Origin of the sequence: Escherichia sp. WS3227_2 (assembly GCF_046486495.1) — a bacterium.
In the GTDB taxonomy this organism is placed as follows: Bacteria; Pseudomonadota; Gammaproteobacteria; order Enterobacterales; family Enterobacteriaceae; genus Escherichia; species Escherichia coli.
The window spans coordinates 54,338-70,820 of record NZ_JBJQLG010000002.1; the positions used below are offsets into that span (position 1 = coordinate 54,338).

Annotated in this window: 17 protein-coding genes; 11 read left to right on the top strand and 6 right to left on the bottom strand. The window is 50.3% G+C overall.

Going from position 1 to position 16,483, the window contains the following annotated elements; all coding sequences use genetic code 11:
- Window positions 1-45: 45 nt before the first annotated feature.
- The 4 genes from fimD (at window position 46) to fimH (ending at window position 4,660) form a co-directional block, all read left to right on the top strand.
- Window positions 46-2,682, top strand: coding sequence for a fimbrial usher FimD (gene fimD, locus ACJHXB_RS03705; RefSeq protein WP_000121025.1), 2,637 nt, complete (start codon window positions 46-48; stop codon window positions 2,680-2,682).
- Window positions 2,683-2,691: 9 nt separating this feature from the next.
- Entirely contained in the window at window positions 2,692-3,222 is a 531-nt protein-coding gene (gene fimF, locus ACJHXB_RS03710; protein WP_001469032.1) for a type 1 fimbria minor subunit FimF, read from the top strand.
- 72 nt (window positions 3,223-3,294) lie between these two features.
- Window positions 3,295-3,738, top strand: coding sequence for a fimbrial protein (locus tag ACJHXB_RS03715; protein WP_077897989.1), 444 nt, complete (start codon window positions 3,295-3,297; stop codon window positions 3,736-3,738).
- 19 nt (window positions 3,739-3,757) lie between these two features.
- Window positions 3,758-4,660, top strand: coding sequence for a type 1 fimbria D-mannose specific adhesin FimH (gene fimH / locus ACJHXB_RS03720; RefSeq protein WP_000832227.1), 903 nt, complete (start codon window positions 3,758-3,760; stop codon window positions 4,658-4,660).
- Between the two features lie 173 nt (window positions 4,661-4,833).
- On the opposite strand, the gene gntP is transcribed toward fimH, so the two are convergent.
- Window positions 4,834-6,177, bottom strand: a complete 1,344-nt coding sequence (gntP, locus tag ACJHXB_RS03725; protein ID WP_000558251.1) for a gluconate permease GntP — start codon at window positions 6,175-6,177, stop codon at window positions 4,834-4,836.
- Window positions 6,178-6,516: 339 nt separating this feature from the next.
- Here gntP and uxuA point away from each other — a divergent pair, with 339 nt between their 5' ends.
- The 3 genes from uxuA to uxuR all read left to right on the top strand — a co-directional run bounded on the left by uxuA (window position 6,517) and on the right by uxuR (window position 10,230).
- Entirely contained in the window at window positions 6,517-7,701 is a 1,185-nt protein-coding gene (uxuA, locus tag ACJHXB_RS03730; RefSeq protein ID WP_000438582.1) for a mannonate dehydratase, read from the top strand.
- An 80-nt stretch (window positions 7,702-7,781) separates the two neighbouring features.
- Window positions 7,782-9,242 carry a fructuronate reductase gene (locus tag ACJHXB_RS03735; protein ID WP_000208189.1) on the top strand — a complete coding sequence of 487 codons (1,461 nt, stop codon included), beginning with the start codon at window positions 7,782-7,784 and terminating at the stop codon, window positions 9,240-9,242.
- Between the two features lie 214 nt (window positions 9,243-9,456).
- Window positions 9,457-10,230 (top strand): Uxu operon transcriptional regulator, encoded by a 774-nt coding sequence (uxuR, locus tag ACJHXB_RS03740; RefSeq protein ID WP_000833686.1) that lies wholly within the window; start codon window positions 9,457-9,459, stop codon window positions 10,228-10,230.
- A 140-nt stretch (window positions 10,231-10,370) separates the two neighbouring features.
- Here uxuR and ACJHXB_RS03745 read toward each other — a convergent pair whose 3' ends face one another.
- Window positions 10,371-11,201, bottom strand: a complete 831-nt coding sequence (locus ACJHXB_RS03745) for a DUF2686 family protein (protein ID WP_000062494.1) — start codon at window positions 11,199-11,201, stop codon at window positions 10,371-10,373.
- A 332-nt stretch (window positions 11,202-11,533) separates the two neighbouring features.
- Between ACJHXB_RS03745 and ytiD the strand changes: the two genes are divergently transcribed.
- The 3 genes from ytiD to iraD all read left to right on the top strand — a co-directional run bounded on the left by ytiD (window position 11,534) and on the right by iraD (window position 12,265).
- Entirely contained in the window at window positions 11,534-11,677 is a 144-nt protein-coding gene (gene ytiD, locus ACJHXB_RS03750; protein ID WP_001329085.1) for a protein YtiD, read from the top strand.
- A gap of 115 nt (window positions 11,678-11,792) precedes the next feature.
- The gene (gene idlP / locus ACJHXB_RS03755) at window positions 11,793-11,876 is read left to right on the top strand and encodes an iraD leader peptide IdlP (protein WP_122989392.1); all 84 of its coding nucleotides are present in this window, start codon (window positions 11,793-11,795) and stop codon (window positions 11,874-11,876) included.
- On the top strand, window positions 11,873-12,265 hold the full coding sequence (iraD, locus tag ACJHXB_RS03760; RefSeq protein ID WP_000986210.1) for an anti-adapter protein IraD: 393 nt from the start codon (window positions 11,873-11,875) through the stop codon (window positions 12,263-12,265). Before idlP ends, iraD begins: the two co-directional genes overlap by 4 nt.
- Here the strand turns inward: iraD and hypT are convergent.
- The 4 genes from hypT to ACJHXB_RS03780 form a co-directional block, all read right to left on the bottom strand.
- Complete coding sequence (hypT, locus tag ACJHXB_RS03765) at window positions 12,258-13,169, bottom strand: hypochlorite stress DNA-binding transcriptional regulator HypT (protein ID WP_000340760.1); 912 nt, start codon at window positions 13,167-13,169, stop codon at window positions 12,258-12,260. The two genes, iraD and hypT, sit on opposite strands and share 8 nt — an antisense overlap.
- 64 nt (window positions 13,170-13,233) lie before the next feature.
- Window positions 13,234-14,406 (bottom strand): beta-aspartyl-peptidase, encoded by a 1,173-nt coding sequence (iadA, locus tag ACJHXB_RS03770; protein WP_000568439.1) that lies wholly within the window; start codon window positions 14,404-14,406, stop codon window positions 13,234-13,236.
- Window positions 14,407-14,418: 12 nt separating this feature from the next.
- Window positions 14,419-14,880 (bottom strand): YjiG family protein, encoded by a 462-nt coding sequence (locus ACJHXB_RS03775; RefSeq protein ID WP_000211971.1) that lies wholly within the window; start codon window positions 14,878-14,880, stop codon window positions 14,419-14,421.
- Window positions 14,877-15,560, bottom strand: a complete 684-nt coding sequence (locus ACJHXB_RS03780; RefSeq protein WP_001295597.1) for a nucleoside recognition domain-containing protein — start codon at window positions 15,558-15,560, stop codon at window positions 14,877-14,879. The genes ACJHXB_RS03775 and ACJHXB_RS03780 overlap by 4 nt, the downstream gene beginning before the upstream one ends.
- 249 nt (window positions 15,561-15,809) lie before the next feature.
- On the opposite strand from ACJHXB_RS03780, the gene kptA reads away from it, so the two are divergent.
- Complete coding sequence (gene kptA, locus ACJHXB_RS03785; RefSeq protein ID WP_001407304.1) at window positions 15,810-16,394, top strand: RNA 2'-phosphotransferase; 585 nt, start codon at window positions 15,810-15,812, stop codon at window positions 16,392-16,394.
- Window positions 16,395-16,483 lie beyond the last annotated feature (89 nt).

Consider the following 16,483-nt stretch of genomic DNA (forward strand, 5'->3'; position numbering starts at 1 on the left):
GAATAAAAAGAATTGACTGCCGGGTGATTTTAAACCGGAGGAATAATGTCATATCTGAATTTAAGACTTTACCAGCGAAACACACAATGCTTGCATATTCGTAAGCATCGTTTGGCTGGTCTTTTTGTCCGGCTCTTTGTCGCCTGTGCTTTTGCCGCACAGGCACCTTTGTCATCTGCCGAACTCTATTTTAATCCGCGCTTTTTAGCGGATGATCCCCAGGCTGTGGCCGATTTATCGCGTTTTGAAAATGGGCAAGAATTACCGCCAGGGACGTATCGCGTCGATATCTATTTGAATAATGGTTATATGGCAACGCGTGATGTCACATTTAATACGGGCGACAGCGAACAAGGGATTGTTCCCTGCCTGACACGCGCGCAACTTGCCAGTATGGGGCTGAATACGGCTTCTGTCTCCGGTATGAATCTGCTGGCGGATGATGCCTGCGTGCCATTAACCTCAATGATCCATGACGCTACTGCGCATTTAGATGTTGGTCAGCAGCGACTCAACCTGACGATCCCTCAGGCATTTATGAGTAATCGCGCGCGTGGTTATATTCCTCCTGAGTTATGGGATCCCGGTATTAATGCCGGCTTGCTCAATTATAATTTCAGCGGAAATAGTGTACAGAATCGGATTGGGGGTAACAGTCATTATGCATATTTAAACCTACAGAGTGGGTTAAATATTGGTGCGTGGCGTTTACGCGACAATACCACCTGGAGTTATAACAGTAGCGACAGATCATCAGGTAGCAAAAATAAATGGCAGCATATCAATACCTGGCTTGAGCGAGACATAATTCCTTTACGTTCCCGGCTGACGCTGGGTGATGGTTATACTCAGGGCGATATTTTCGATGGTATTAACTTTCGCGGCGCACAATTGGCCTCAGATGACAATATGTTACCCGATAGCCAAAGAGGATTTGCCCCGGTGATCCACGGTATTGCTCGTGGTACTGCACAGGTCACTATTAAACAAAATGGGTATGACATTTATAATAGTACGGTGCCGCCGGGGCCTTTTACCATCAACGATATCTATGCCGCAGGTAATAGTGGTGACTTGCAGGTAACGATTAAAGAGGCTGACGGCAGCACGCAGATCTTTACCGTACCCTATTCGTCAGTCCCGCTTTTGCAACGTGAAGGACATACTCGTTATTCCATTACGGCAGGAGAATACCGTAGTGGAAATGCGCAGCAGGAAAAACCCCGCTTTTTCCAGAGTACATTACTCCACGGCCTTCCGGCTGGCTGGACAATATATGGTGGAACGCAACTGGCGGATCGTTATCGTGCTTTTAATTTCGGTATCGGGAAAAACATGGGGGCACTGGGCGCTCTGTCTGTGGATATGACGCAGGCTAATTCCACACTTCCCGATGACAGTCAGCATGACGGACAATCGGTGCGTTTTCTCTATAACAAATCGCTCAATGAATCAGGCACGAATATTCAGTTAGTGGGTTACCGTTATTCGACCAGTGGGTATTTTAATTTCGCTGATACAACATACAGTCGAATGAATGGCTACAACATCGAAACACAGGATGGTGTTATTCAGGTTAAGCCGAAATTCACCGACTATTACAATCTCGCTTATAACAAACGCGGGAAATTACAACTCACCGTTACTCAGCAACTCGGGCGCACATCAACACTGTATTTGAGTGGTAGCCATCAAACTTATTGGGGAACGAGTAATGTCGATGAGCAATTCCAGGCTGGTTTAAATACTGCATTCGAAGATATCAACTGGACGCTCAGCTATAGCCTGACGAAAAACGCCTGGCAAAAAGGACGGGATCAGATGTTAGCGCTTAACGTCAATATTCCTTTCAGCCACTGGCTGCGTTCTGACAGTAAATCTCAGTGGCGACATGCCAGTGCCAGCTACAGCATGTCACACGATCTCAACGGTCGGATGACCAATCTGGCTGGCGTATACGGTACGTTGCTGGAAGACAACAACCTCAGCTATAGCGTGCAAACCGGTTATGCCGGGGGAGGCGATGGTAATAGCGGAAGCACAGGCTACGCCACGCTGAATTATCGCGGTGGTTACGGCAATGCCAATATCGGTTACAGCCATAGTGATGATATTAAGCAGCTCTATTACGGAGTCAGCGGTGGGGTACTGGCTCATGCCAATGGCGTAACGCTGGGGCAGCCGTTAAACGATACGGTGGTGCTTGTTAAAGCGCCTGGCGCAAAAGATGCAAAAGTCGAAAACCAGACGGGGGTGCGTACCGACTGGCGCGGTTATGCCGTGCTGCCTTATGCCACTGAATATCGGGAAAACAGAGTGGCGCTGGATACCAATACCCTGGCTGATAACGTCGATTTAGATAACGCGGTCGCTAACGTTGTTCCCACCCGTGGGGCGATCGTGCGAGCAGAGTTTAAAGCGCGCGTTGGGATAAAACTGCTCATGACGCTAACCCACAATAATAAGCCGCTGCCGTTTGGGGCGATGGTGACATCAGAGAGTAGCCAGAGTAGCGGCATTGTTGCGGATAATGGTCAGGTTTACCTCAGCGGAATGCCTTTAGCGGGAAAAGTTCAGGTGAAATGGGGAGAAGAGGAAAATGCTCACTGTGTCGCCAATTATCAACTGCCACCAGAGAGTCAGCAGCAGTTATTAACCCAGCTATCAGCTGAATGTCGTTAAGGGGGCGTGATGAGAAACAAACCTTTTTATCTTCTGTGCGCTTTTTTGTGGTTGGCGGTGAGTCACGCTTTGGCTGCGGATAGCACGATTACTATCCGCGGCTATGTCAGAGATAACGGCTGTAGTGTGGCCGCTGAATCAACCAATTTTACTGTTGATCTGATGGAAAACGCGGCGAAGCAATTTAACAACATTGGCGCGACGACTCCTGTCGTTCCATTTCGTATTTTGCTGTCACCCTGTGGTAATGCCGTTTCTGCCGTAAAAGTTGGGTTTACCGGTGTTGCAGATAGCCACAATGCCAACCTGCTTGCACTTGAAAATACGGTGTCAGCGGCTGCGGGACTGGGAATACAGCTTCTGAATGAGCAACAAAATCAGATACCCCTTAATGCCCCATCGTCCGCGCTTTCGTGGACGACCCTGACGCCGGGTAAACCAAATACGCTGAATTTTTACGCCCGGCTAATGGCGACACAGGTGCCTGTCACTGCGGGGCATATCAATGCCACGGCTACCTTCACTCTTGAATATCAGTAACTGGAGATGCTCATGAAATGGCGCAAACGTGGGTATTTATTGGCGGCAATGTTGGCGCTCGCAAGTGCGACGATACAGGCAGCCGATGTCACCATCACGGTGAACGGTAAGGTCGTCGCCAAACCGTGCACGGTTTCCACCACCAATGCCACGGTAGATCTCGGCGATCTTTATTCTTTCAGTCTGATGTCTGCCGGGGCGGCATCGGCCTGGCATGATGTTGCGCTTGAGTTGACTAATTGTCCGGTGGGAACGTCGAGGGTCACCGCCAGCTTCAGCGGGGCAGCCGACAGTACCGGATATTATAAAAACCAGGGGACCGCGCAAAACATCCAGTTAGAGCTACAGGATGACAGTGGCAACACATTGAATACTGGCGCAACCAAAACAGTTCAGGTGGATGATTCCTCACAATCAGCGCACTTCCCGTTACAGGTCAGAGCATTGACGGTAAATGGCGGAGCCACTCAGGGAACCATTCAGGCAGTGATTAGCATCACCTATACCTACAGCTGAAGCCGAAGAGATGATTGTAATGAAACGAGTTATTACCCTGTTTGCTGTTCTGCTGATGGGCTGGTCGGTAAATGCCTGGTCATTCGCCTGTAAAACTGCCAATGGCACCGCTATCCCTATTGGCGGTGGCAGCGCCAATGTTTATGTAAACCTTGCGCCCGCCGTGAATGTGGGGCAAAACCTGGTCGTAGATCTTTCGACGCAAATCTTTTGCCATAACGATTACCCGGAAACCATTACAGACTATGTCACACTGCAACGAGGTTCGGCTTATGGCGGCGTGTTATCTAATTTTTCCGGGACCGTAAAATATAGTGGCAGTAGCTATCCATTTCCGACCACCAGTGAAACGCCGCGCGTTGTTTATAATTCGAGAACGGATAAGCCGTGGCCGGTGGCGCTTTATTTGACGCCTGTGAGCAGTGCGGGCGGGGTGGCGATTAAAGCTGGCTCATTAATTGCCGTGCTTATTTTGCGACAGACCAACAACTATAACAGCGATGATTTCCAGTTTGTGTGGAATATTTACGCCAATAATGATGTGGTGGTGCCTACTGGCGGCTGCGATGTTTCTGCTCGTGATGTCACCGTTACTCTGCCGGACTACCCTGGTTCAGTGCCGATTCCTCTTACCGTTTATTGTGCGAAAAGCCAAAACCTGGGGTATTACCTCTCCGGCACAACCGCAGATGCGGGCAACTCGATTTTCACCAATACCGCGTCGTTTTCACCAGCGCAGGGCGTCGGCGTACAGTTGACGCGCAACGGTACGATTATTCCAGCGAATAACACGGTATCGTTAGGAGCAGTAGGGACTTCGGCGGTAAGTCTGGGATTAACGGCAAATTACGCTCGTACCGGAGGGCAGGTGACTGCAGGGAATGTGCAATCGATTATTGGCGTGACTTTTGTTTATCAATAAAAAAATTACAGGGCATTGCTAATGCTGGTACGCAATATTACCTGAAGCTAAAAAACTGCACGTTAGCCCTCTGTAGGCCAGATAAGACGCGCCAGCGTCGCATCTGGCATAAACAAAGCGCACTTTGCCGACAATCCGAACAGAGCCTGCCAATGGCAGGCTCTGGTGCTATTTTACGCTACCATGCTGATAATCAAAACAATAATCAGCCCAACCACGGAGTTGACCAGCTCCAGCAGACCCCAGGTTTTCAACGTGTCTTTTACTGACAGGTCAAAGTAACCTTTGAACAACCAGAATGAGGCATCGTTAATGTGGGTGAGGGTGTTGGAACCCGCAGCCGTCGCCAGTACCAGCAGCGCCGGATTCACGCCAACCAGCTGACCAGTTGCTGGATCAAGGATTGCTGCACTGATAATCCCGGCAGCGGTCATCGCCGAAACGACACCCTGACCTGTCGCCAGACGAATCAGTACAGTGATCAGCCATGCCATGATGTAGGGCGAGATATTGCCGTGGGACATCAACATGCCGATGGTGTCGCCAATGCCGGTGTCGATGATTGTCTGCTTCAGCACGCCACCCGCACCGATGATCAGAATCACCATTGCAATGCTTTTCACCGCGCTTTCAAAAGCGTTCATCACCCACTGCATGTCATGACCACGCGCGGTACCAAAGAGTACGAATGCAACCACCATCGCAATAAACATTGCAATCGGCGAGGAACCGATAAAGTTAACCACTTCCCACGCAGGGGTATCTTTTACCAGCCAGATATTGGCGATGGTGGTGGAGATCATAATGATCGCTGGGATCAGCGGCACCAGAATCGAAACGCCGAAAGAGGGCAGATTATTCATATCTACCGGTTGATCTGCTTTCAGGAATGATGGCGTTGGGCGCTCAAGATTGCCGAGGAACTTCGGCAGGATCAGACCTGCGCAGATGACACTTGGGATCGTCACCAGTACGCCATAGATATAAACCATCCCCATATCCGCGCCATAAGCATTCACCAGCGCCACCGGACCCGGCTGCGGTGGGAACAGTGAATGTGCGGTAGTGGCAGCTGCTACTGCCGGGATCGCCAGTTTCAGGAACGGAATTTTAGCTTCGGCGGCAATCACGATAACCAGCGGCGCTAACATGATAAAGGCCACTTCATAGAACATCGCCAGACCGAAAATCAGGCCGATGATAATCACCGACAGCTGTACATAGCGCAGACCGAGACGCGCCAGCAGCGTATGTGCTATCTGGTGCGCCGCGCCGGAGTCGACCATCAATTTACCGATGACCGCACCGAACACCACGATGATAGCCAGTTCCCCCAGCGTGTTGCCGAAGCCCGCTTTCATGGTGTGCAGCAGCGACATCAAATCCATGCCCGCCAGCATCCCGACGGACAGCGCCGCCACCAACAAAGCCACCATTGAATTGATTTTGAACTTCAAATTCAGTACCAGCATCAGACCAATGCCGAATACCACCCAGAGAATGTTAAGCACATGCATAACGTTTTACCTTACCTGGTTGAACCGTTGTTATTTTGGGCGACATGTTATGTAAATTGGTCAACCATTGTTGCGATGAATGTCACATCCTCTGATCAATAACCATCGATTACCCTTTGCTGCAATTTGCAGCAACAACCAGGAGAGTGAAATTCTTGTGATGTGGTTAACCAATTTTAGATTTCGGGTTGACATGTCTTACCAAAAGGTAGAACTTATACGCCATCTCATCCGATGCAACGCCACGGCTGCGGTCTGGTTGTTCATCCGGATACCTAAACAACTCCGGGGTTCCGCGTCTCTTTGCTGTGGAACCCACTATGTGAAAGAGGAAAAATCATGGAACAGACCTGGCGCTGGTACGGCCCAAACGATCCGGTTTCTTTAGCTGATGTCCGTCAGGCGGGCGCAACTGGCGTGGTTACCGCGCTGCACCATATCCCGAACGGCGAAGTATGGTCCGTAGAAGAGATCCTCAAACGCAAGGCGATCGTTGAAGATGCAGGCCTGGTGTGGTCTGTCGTAGAAAGCGTGCCAATTCACGAAGATATCAAAACCCACACTGGCAACTACGAGCAGTGGATCGCTAACTATCAGCAGACTCTGCGCAACCTGGCGCAGTGCGGCATTCGCACCGTGTGCTACAACTTCATGCCGGTGCTCGACTGGACCCGTACTGACCTCGAATACGTGCTGCCAGACGGCTCCAAAGCTCTGCGCTTCGACCAGATCGAATTCGCTGCATTCGAAATGCATATCCTGAAACGTCCAGGCGCGGAAGCGGATTACACCGAAGAAGAAATTGCTCAGGCAGCTGAACGCTTCGCCACTATGAGCGACGAAGACAAAGCGCGTCTGACGCGTAACATCATTGCCGGTCTGCCGGGCGCGGAAGAAGGGTATACCCTCGACCAGTTCCGTAAGCACCTGGAGCTGTATAAAGATATCGACAAAGCCAAACTGCGCGAAAACTTTGCCGTCTTCCTGAAAGCGATTATTCCGGTTGCCGAAGAAGTTGGCGTCCGTATGGCGGTTCACCCGGACGATCCGCCGCGCCCGATCCTCGGCCTGCCGCGTATCGTTTCCACCATTGAAGATATGCAGTGGATGGTTGATACCGTAAACAGCATGGCGAACGGTTTCACCATGTGCACCGGTTCCTACGGCGTGCGTGCTGACAACGATCTGGTTGATATGATCAAGCAGTTCGGTCCGCGTATTTACTTCACCCATCTGCGCTCCACCATGCGTGAAGATAACCCGAAAACCTTCCACGAAGCGGCGCACCTGAACGGTGACGTTGATATGTACGAAGTGGTGAAAGCGATTGTTGAAGAAGAACACCGTCGTAAAGCGGAAGGCAAAGAAGACCTGATCCCGATGCGTCCGGACCACGGTCATCAGATGCTGGACGACCTGAAGAAGAAAACCAACCCAGGTTACTCCGCAATTGGTCGTCTGAAAGGCCTGGCCGAAGTTCGCGGTGTCGAACTGGCGATCCAGCGCGCTTTCTTTAGCCGTTAATATCCACCGGCATGGCTGCGCGCCGTGCCGGTTCCTTCTTCCTTGCCGTCACTCTCTGAAGACGGATTCTGGAGTTTACGATGACTACTATTGTTGACAGCAATCTGCCGGTTGCCCGCCCGTCATGGGATCATTCTCGTCTGGAATCACGCATTGTGCATCTCGGTTGCGGGGCGTTTCACCGCGCGCACCAGGCGCTGTATACCCATCATCTGCTGGAAAGCACCGACAGCGACTGGGGTATCTGCGAAGTTAACCTGATGCCAGGTAACGACCGCGTGCTGATCGAAAACCTGAAAAAACAGCAACTGCTGTACACCGTGGCGGAAAAAGGCGCAGAAAGCACCGAGCTGAAAATTATCGGTTCGATGAAAGAAGCCCTGCATCCGGAAATCGACGGTTGTGAAGGTATTCTCAACGCGATGGCGCGTCCGCAGACGGCGATTGTCTCCCTGACGGTCACGGAAAAAGGCTACTGCGCCGATGCGGCAAGCGGTCAGCTGGATCTCAATAACCCGCTGATCAAGCACGATCTGGAAAACCCGACTGCGCCGAAGTCCGCGATTGGTTACATCGTCGAAGCCTTGCGCCTGCGTCGTGAAAAAGGGCTGAAAGCGTTTACGGTGATGTCCTGCGACAACGTGCGTGAAAACGGTCATGTGGCGAAGGTCGCGGTTCTGGGGCTGGCTCAGGCGCGTGATCCACAGCTGGCGGCATGGATTGAAGAGAACGTCACCTTCCCGTGCACCATGGTTGACCGCATCGTTCCGGCGGCGACGCCAGAAACCTTACAGGAAATTGCTGACCAGCTGGGTGTTTACGACCCATGCGCCATTGCCTGCGAACCGTTCCGTCAGTGGGTGATTGAAGATAACTTCGTTAATGGTCGCCCGGACTGGGATAAAGTGGGCGCACAGTTTGTTGCAGACGTTGTGCCGTTCGAAATGATGAAGCTGCGTATGCTGAACGGCAGCCACTCTTTCCTGGCGTACCTCGGTTACCTTGGCGGCTATGAAACTATTGCCGACACCATGACTAACCCGGATTATCGCAAAGCGGCCTTTGCCCTGATGATGCAGGAACAAGCGCCAACGCTGTCGATGCCGGAAGGTACAGACCTGAACGCCTATGCGACGCTGCTGATCGAGCGTTTCAGCAACCCGTCTCTGCGTCACCGTACCTGGCAGATTGCAATGGACGGCAGCCAGAAGTTACCGCAGCGTCTGCTGGATCCGGTGCGTCTGCACCTGCAAAACGGCGGTAGCTGGCGTCATCTGGCGCTGGGCGTGGCTGGCTGGATGCGTTACACCCAGGGCGTGGATGAGCAGGGTAAAGCTATTGACGTGGTTGACCCGATGCTGGCGGAGTTCCAGAAGATCAACGCGCAGTATCAGGGCGCAGACCGCGTGAAAGCGCTGCTGGGCCTGAGCGGTATCTTTGCCGATGATCTGCCGCAGAATGCTGACTTTGTTGGCGCGGTGACGGCGGCATATCAGCAGCTGTGCGAACGCGGTGCGCGCGAGTGTGTGGCTGCGCTGTAACTAACTGATTACCCTACAGACTTACTGGTCAATCAAACTGATATTTGGTTGACCAGTTTTCGTTTTTTTGCCCACCTGTACGTGCCAACTTCCAGTGCTAATGGTATAGTTTGAGATTAACGGGTGCCGTAAAATTGCCCGTTGTAGGCCGTATAAGGCATTCACGCCGCATCCGGCAAAAATTTGATTAACCGCATCTAACGGACACAACACCATGAAATCTGCCACCTCTGCGCAAAGACCTTACCAGGAAGTCGGGGCGATGATCCGCGATCTGATCATAAAGACGCCGTACAATCCTGGCGAACGGCTGCCGCCGGAGCGTGAAATTGCAGAAATGCTTGATGTCACGCGGACGGTGGTACGTGAAGCGCTGATCATGCTGGAGATCAAAGGGCTAGTGGAAGTGCGCCGGGGTGCCGGTATCTATGTTCTTGATAGCTCAGGCAGCCACAACACAGACAGTCCGGATGCCAACGTCTGCAATGATGCCGGTCCTTTTGAGCTGTTACAGGCGCGTCAGTTACTGGAAAGTAACATCGCCGAGTTTGCCGCTTTGCAGGCTACCCGCGAAGATATCGTCAAAATGCGTCAGGCATTGCAACTGGAAGAGCGTGAGCTTGCTTCCAGCGCGCCGGGCAGCAGCGAAAGTGGTGACATGCAGTTCCATCTCGCCATTGCCGAAGCGACGCATAACAGCATGCTGGTGGAGCTATTCCGTCAGTCCTGGCAGTGGCGGGAAAACAATCCGATGTGGATCCAGTTGCACAGCCATCTGGATGACAGCCTGTATCGCAAAGAGTGGTTGGGCGATCACAAACAGATCCTCGCCGCGTTAATCAAAAAAGATGCCCGTGCGGCGAAGCTGGCAATGTGGCAGCATCTGGAAAACGTTAAACAACGTCTGCTGGAATTCTCGAACGTTGACGATATTTATTTTGACGGCTATCTGTTTGATTCATGGCCGCTGGATAAAGTCGACGCCTGACTTATTATGATAAGCGCAAGGGTAAACGTTCCTTGCGCTTTCTTAAATTAAGAAGTCGCAATGAGTATTACTTTGTAAATTGCAGGGTATTGTTTAAATATCTGTATAACCTGAATGTTAGTACTCATTCTTCTCAGTAGTCATTTACCAATATAATTCCATTCACCATTTTTTAATTCAAACAGTTCTGGAAGAGATGACGGTTGCAGAGTCATGCGTTTGAGTTTTGCATCTTCATCACCGGGGATAACTTTATATCCCATTTTTGCATGGATCTCCGCGGTACCTGGATAGGCTTCTATACCAATTATTGGGTCATTTCCCATTCCAATATTAGCATTAAGTAATGCGGCAAGGGCGAATCCGGAAGAATTTGCTACCCCGGTTACCGTCATTATCTGATCAATATAGATATCAATTCTTGGCTGCTCATTGGTCCATCTTTTTGCCTGAGAAGCTGGAAGGGTTGAAATATATCCTATCGTGGTTCCGGCATAACCAGGAACATTGCAACCAGGGCCTAATGTTATTTCATGAACTGTATAGTCCTCAACAGGATCGAAAGGGCTCTTCATAAATAAATTTAGCCGTAAACCTTCTGCTAACTCTGTGGCAGCATGCGCCTTTTTACATATACCACCATATATTTCGTCTAAAGCTGAGGTGATTTTCAAGTTTCGATAGAGCATACGCCCTGTTGTTGTAATGCCATTGAATTCGCTGCATGTTTCTGTTACATAATTAAATGGCCAGGACTGTTTGCCAATATTAAGTTTTCTAATTTCGACAACGCTTTTTCCATCGTAATTATGGTTGTTGCCACGAGCAAGAGGCAGAAGATAGATATTTTCCGTATCCATGCGTGCATATTCATATCGACGTGTTAACTCATTGTCGACTTTTGGGTGATGAAGGAAATGATCATCTGTAATAATTTGACTCTGAAGGGCATTGCTTATTGGCATAGACATAATAGTTACCTTTTATGAGTATTTCACTGATGTTTAGAAAAATAGATAAATTTTTCTGTAGTAAAAGAGAAGTAAACAAATGACATGCATGTTTCTGTTGTAGTGATATCAACTCTACACAGTGATATTAAAGGGTGGGAAACACTATAAAGTATCAAAAAACGCTCATTTAAAATTATTTGCATGCAATTTAAAAGCATATCTTATTACTAATTGGAATTTGATGTTGCTATATTGATGTCTATATTAATAATGCCTGTGAATGGTATTTTTGATGTATTTGATATGTTATCAATTTATATTATTTACAAACTAATTGTTTCAAATAATACATGGCTGATTATGCGGAAATAAATAATTTCCCACCGGAATTAAGTAGCGGTGGTGACAAGTATTTTCATCTACGTAACTATTCGGAATATTCAGAATATACTAGCGGTTTTTTTTTGAGTTTGATGATTTTTATCAAATCATGACTTTTTTCCTGAAAAGTCAGTAGATATTCATAGGCAAGTAAGGTTTTATACTTTGCTGACAGGATTCAGGCCTGTCTCAGACTGACATGGATGTAATGAACAAAAGGGAATGGCTATGGAAAATGAGCATCAATACAGTGGTGCCCGGCATTCAGGGCAAGCCGCATATGTTGCTAAACGTCAGGAGTGCGCAAAATGATGCGCCAATCACTTCAGGCTGTTTTACCTGAAATTTCAGGCAATAAAACGTCATTGCTGCGTAAATCGGTATGCAGCGATCTCCTCACTCTTTTTAATTCTCCTCATTCGGCATTACCGTCATTACTTGTTTCAGGCATGCCCGAGTGGCAAGTGCATAACCAGAGCGACAAACATCTTCAGAGCTGGTATTGCCGTCAGCTGCGTTCTGCACTGTTATTTCATGAGCCACGGATTGCGGCGTTGCAGGTCAATTTGAAAGAAGCGTACAGCCACACGCTGGCGATCAGCCTTGAGATAATGCTGTACCACGACGATGAACCGCTAACGTTTGATCTGATCTGGGATAATGGCGGTTGGCGTAGTGCGACGCTGGAGAATGTCAGCTAAGCACAATCTCCAGCTCGCGCAGTTCACGCCAGAAGCGTTCGGCAACTGGATTCATGCGGGTATTCATCCGGTATGCGTAGGCCTGAATCGGGATCACCAGTTCTTCCCGATTCAGTACAACGAGCTGCCCGCTGCGAATTTCTTGTTGGATGGCGTACTCCGGCAGCCAGGCAATCCCACAGCCGTCGAGGGCAACCTGCTTTAAAAGCTCGCTCATCGAAGAGACAAAAAAGGTGCTGAAACTCAACTCACTGTGGCGCGTCAGGGTGCGATTAATCAATCGCCCCATGTAGGAGTTGCGGCTGTAATTCAGTAACGGAAAGTGTGGCTGCGCGAGGTTAAACAGTGCTTCTCCGTGTTCGTCACTGGCGCAGACGGGGAACAATTGAGATTCAAATAAGCGAATGTGGTCAAACGGTGCTTCCAGCAAATCTTCGTCGTGAAAGGAAAAAATACAGTCACTTTGCCCTTCACGCAGTTTATCGACCGCTTCATCGACATCAATGGCTTCAATCGCCCAGGTAAAGAGCGGCGGCATCTGGCTGATAATGGACGGTAACAGACCGAGGGAAAGAGAGTGTGCAGCGGCAATCTTGATTTTACGTTGCGCGTAATCGCTGCCGCCACGCAGCTCTGCCAGGTTGCTTTCTAACTGTTGTAACAGATGGCGGATCTGCGAATGAAAGATTTTCCCTTGTTCCGAGAGTTGCAGCGGCGTCACCTGGCGGTTAAACAATTCAACGCCAATCGCCTGTTCCAGTGCACGGATGCGGCGGCTGAATGCCGGTTGCGAGACGTTGCGACTGACTGCCGCCTGGGAAAAGTTGCGGCATTTTTCCAGGGTCAGAAAATCATAAAGCCATTTTGTTTCAATATTATGCAAAACCGCACCACAGTCATCCATTACGTTTTACTCTGTCAGCCGCCCTTGCGGGCATTCTACGTCCATTCGGGCGGCTGACAACCGTTTAAGCCATTTCAAACGTTCCTTTCACGCAGGCTTTGCCGTCTTTGACCATCAGTTTGCCGCGAGCGTATACCTGCTCAATGCGCAATTCTGGCGTCATGACCAGTAAGTCTGCGTCATTGCCTGGCAGAATTTCGCCTTTCCCGCTCAGGTTAAGGAAACCGGCTACGCTACTGGTGAGCGGGCGAAGGGCATCGCTGATACTGAAATCATAGTCCTTGACCAGCACCTGCACGGTTTCCAGCAACGTTTCAAAACCTGCAACACCGATATGGGTTAAATTCCCTTCGTCATCGAAGAACGGCTGGCTACCGTTGCCGTCGGAGCTGAGGGTGACGCGTGCCAGCGGAATACCGGCCTGAACGGCGCGGGCAATACCTTCGGCAGGGGCGACCGGTTCGTCAATGCTGCTGGTGATGTCGATAGTGCCGCCTTTGTGCGCAAACTCCAGCGCCTGCTCAAACAACGGAACGTTGCGGTTAACGTGGGTCGGCAGCAGCTTGCTGATCGGCACATCGCAGTTTTCCAGCAGGTCATAGACAGGCTGTAACGCCTTTTTGCTGTCGCCCATGTGGAACACGGTGACGCCAGGTTTGCCGCCGAGCAAACCGCCAACGCGGGATTCCGCCGCCATATTAGCCAGGTGATAAACGTCAGGTGCGGCAGAACGGTGATCAGAGATGGCGCATTTCACACCAATCACGCGATCGATAATCGCCACGTCTTTTTCCACGGAACCTGTAATGGTGCGGGAAGGGACATGATAAGCGCCGGTCAGCATCCAGGCGCTGATGCCTTCTTCATTGAGCGCACGGGTCTTGGCGAGCAGGGATTCCGGGTGACGAGAGATAGAGTCAGTGCCGAGCAGACCAACCACTGACGTGACGCCCGCTTCCGTCAGACGACTTAACGCCACTTCCGGCGTGCGCGTCGTGGGACCTGCTTCACCGCCACCGCCAATTAAATGAACGTGTTGATCAATAAAACCTGGGCAGAGGATCTGCCCGCTGAGATCGACAACCGTGCAGTCCGGTACAATATCAGAAGGGATATTACTGGCAACGGCGATAATTTTGCCGTTAGCGACGAGGACATCGCAAACTCCCCGATCTTCCGGCGCATACAAATGCGCTCCCTGCAGCAGGGTAAAACCGGCTGCGGTATAATCAATCATGGTAACTCCTTGTTAAACAATAAGCTGCATAACCCAGATCGACAGCAATGCGTTAATCACGCAGACCGTAATGATATGCGGGTAATATTTGGCATTCACTTCGGCTGTCCCCAGGCAGCGACCGACATTTTGCACCGGGTTGCCCATTAAATACATCGCGGGCAGTAAAACGGTGACATCGTGACCGGTTAATGCGCCAGCGGTTGCCAGACTGGCGGCAACACCGACTGCGCCGCCCATACTCATTAATGCGGCTAAAAGGACGGTTGCCGCTTCACCGGGCAATCCCCACAGCGCCATTACCGGTTCACAGATATGCCCCACCCAGTCGAGCAGGCCGGTAATTTTCAGCGCCTGAATGATGACAAACGCCATCACCACGTTTGGCAGCAGGTTGGTGGTGGCGATAGTAAAGCCACGGCGCGCGCCATCGATAAACATATCCATGACGTTTTTGCGGACCTGAGTTGTCATGCTTGCGCTCCTTGCGTTGGGTTGCGACGTTCTTCGAAGTTAAGCCAGACGCGCAAAATGTTGGCTCCGACAAATTTAAACACCAGGATGACTGCTAAAGGTACGATTACGGACGTGCCCAGAAAGGCAAACACCGCGACGCCGGAAGAGAAGTAGTTGGTGATAATGGCGCTACCGCTGGTTTGATATGCGGCGAAAATCACTTTATCGCGTTCGGTAATTTCACCTTCCTGCGCCAGCTCTTTGGTCATACCGGCGGCGGCATCGGTGTTTTGCAGGTTAGCGATCAGCGCCAGCGAGCAGATCCCTGGAATGCCCAACAACGGTTTTAGCACTGGCGTCATTAACTGCTGCGCGGCGCGTAATCCACCAAGACCATCGGTAATTGAAATAATCCCCAGAGAGAGAATGACTGACGGTGCCAGCTCCAGCGCAAAGAGAAAGCCATCTTTAGCCCCCGCGCCACCCGCGCCGCGAAACGAGGTGGTGGCTCCGTTCGCACCAGGCAGTTGCCCAAATGATCCGTTCAGCACGGAAAAATCAAAAACGCGCCACCAACTGTCTGTCCCGGAAAAAACACCGGAAAAAAAGATTATGGTGAGAAAAAAAGCCAGATACCCTTTAATGCCCACTTTTTCTGTCGCCAGCTCCCCGGCTACAGCATCCCCTTGTTGTGTCATAACAATCCCCATTGTTTTTTTGTGTTTGTGTGTTGCTTGAGCCAGGAAAATTCCTGGAGCTGAAAAACCTTATCAGCCATGTGGGTATGGGGAAAATGCAAGTATGTTTCTGGCTATGCGTTTTTTGCATAGCGGAAAAATTACGCTATGGGGAAAAGGTTCTGCGCAGGATTGAGTTGCAGTAAATTCATAAACCCAGTGACAATGACATCAGTAAATAAAAACAGAAAATCCAGGGACGAAAACGCGATGGCAAAGTACAACGAAAAAGAGCTGGCGGATACGAGCAAGTTTTTAAGTTATGTCCTCCGACACAAACCGGAGGCGATTGGTATCGTACTGGACCGTGAAGGATGGGCGGATATCGATAAGCTCATACTTTGTGCCCAAAAAGCGGGCAAGCGGTTAACCCGTGCATTGCTGGATACCGTTGTCGCCACCAGCGATAAAAAGCGTTTTAGTTATTCCAGTGATGGTAGGTGCATTCGCGCGGTTCAGGGGCATTCGACTTCGCAGGTCGCCATTTCCTTTGCCGAAAAAATACCGCCACAGTTTCTTTACCACGGTACGGCAAGCCGTTTCCTTGACGAGATAAAAAAACAGGGGCTGATTGCAGGGGAGCGTCATTACGTGCATCTCTCTGCTGATGAAGCAACGGCACGCAAAGTGGGAGCAAGACACGGATCGCCGGTTATCTTAACCGTCAAAGCACAGGAAATGGCGAAACGAGGCATCCCTTTCTGGCAAGCGGAAAATGGGGTCTGGCTGACATCAACGGTTGCTGTTGAGTTTCTTGAGTGGTCGTTCATGTCGGCTGGGCGACAAAAACAATAAATTCAATATATTGCAGGGGTTATATAGGCCTGATAAGCGCAGCGCATCAGGTAATGTAGCGTTTGTTATCAGTCTGAAAGGATACCCTC

What these genes read in the sequence shown, in the direction of transcription:
- idlP (WP_122989392.1), top strand. Translation starts at nt 11,793, where the DNA reads ATGGAAAATGAGCATCAATACAGTGGTGCCCGGCATTCAGGGCAAGCC.
- uxuA (WP_000438582.1), top strand. Translation starts at nt 6,517, where the DNA reads ATGGAACAGACCTGGCGCTGGTACGGCCCAAACGATCCGGTTTCTTTA.
- iraD (WP_000986210.1), top strand. Translation starts at nt 11,873, where the DNA reads ATGATGCGCCAATCACTTCAGGCTGTTTTACCTGAAATTTCAGGCAAT.
- fimD (WP_000121025.1), top strand. Translation starts at nt 46, where the DNA reads ATGTCATATCTGAATTTAAGACTTTACCAGCGAAACACACAATGCTTG.
- ACJHXB_RS03745 (WP_000062494.1), bottom strand. Translation starts at nt 11,201, where the DNA reads ATGTCTATGCCAATAAGCAATGCCCTTCAGAGTCAAATTATTACAGAT.
- iadA (WP_000568439.1), bottom strand. Translation starts at nt 14,406, where the DNA reads ATGATTGATTATACCGCAGCCGGTTTTACCCTGCTGCAGGGAGCGCAT.
- hypT (WP_000340760.1), bottom strand. Translation starts at nt 13,169, where the DNA reads ATGGATGACTGTGGTGCGGTTTTGCATAATATTGAAACAAAATGGCTT.
- ACJHXB_RS03780 (WP_001295597.1), bottom strand. Translation starts at nt 15,560, where the DNA reads ATGACACAACAAGGGGATGCTGTAGCCGGGGAGCTGGCGACAGAAAAA.
- ytiD (WP_001329085.1), top strand. Translation starts at nt 11,534, where the DNA reads ATGGCTGATTATGCGGAAATAAATAATTTCCCACCGGAATTAAGTAGC.
- uxuR (WP_000833686.1), top strand. Translation starts at nt 9,457, where the DNA reads ATGAAATCTGCCACCTCTGCGCAAAGACCTTACCAGGAAGTCGGGGCG.
- gntP (WP_000558251.1), bottom strand. Translation starts at nt 6,177, where the DNA reads ATGCATGTGCTTAACATTCTCTGGGTGGTATTCGGCATTGGTCTGATG.
- fimH (WP_000832227.1), top strand. Translation starts at nt 3,758, where the DNA reads ATGAAACGAGTTATTACCCTGTTTGCTGTTCTGCTGATGGGCTGGTCG.
- kptA (WP_001407304.1), top strand. Translation starts at nt 15,810, where the DNA reads ATGGCAAAGTACAACGAAAAAGAGCTGGCGGATACGAGCAAGTTTTTA.
- ACJHXB_RS03735 (WP_000208189.1), top strand. Translation starts at nt 7,782, where the DNA reads ATGACTACTATTGTTGACAGCAATCTGCCGGTTGCCCGCCCGTCATGG.
- ACJHXB_RS03775 (WP_000211971.1), bottom strand. Translation starts at nt 14,880, where the DNA reads ATGACAACTCAGGTCCGCAAAAACGTCATGGATATGTTTATCGATGGC.
- fimF (WP_001469032.1), top strand. Translation starts at nt 2,692, where the DNA reads ATGAGAAACAAACCTTTTTATCTTCTGTGCGCTTTTTTGTGGTTGGCG.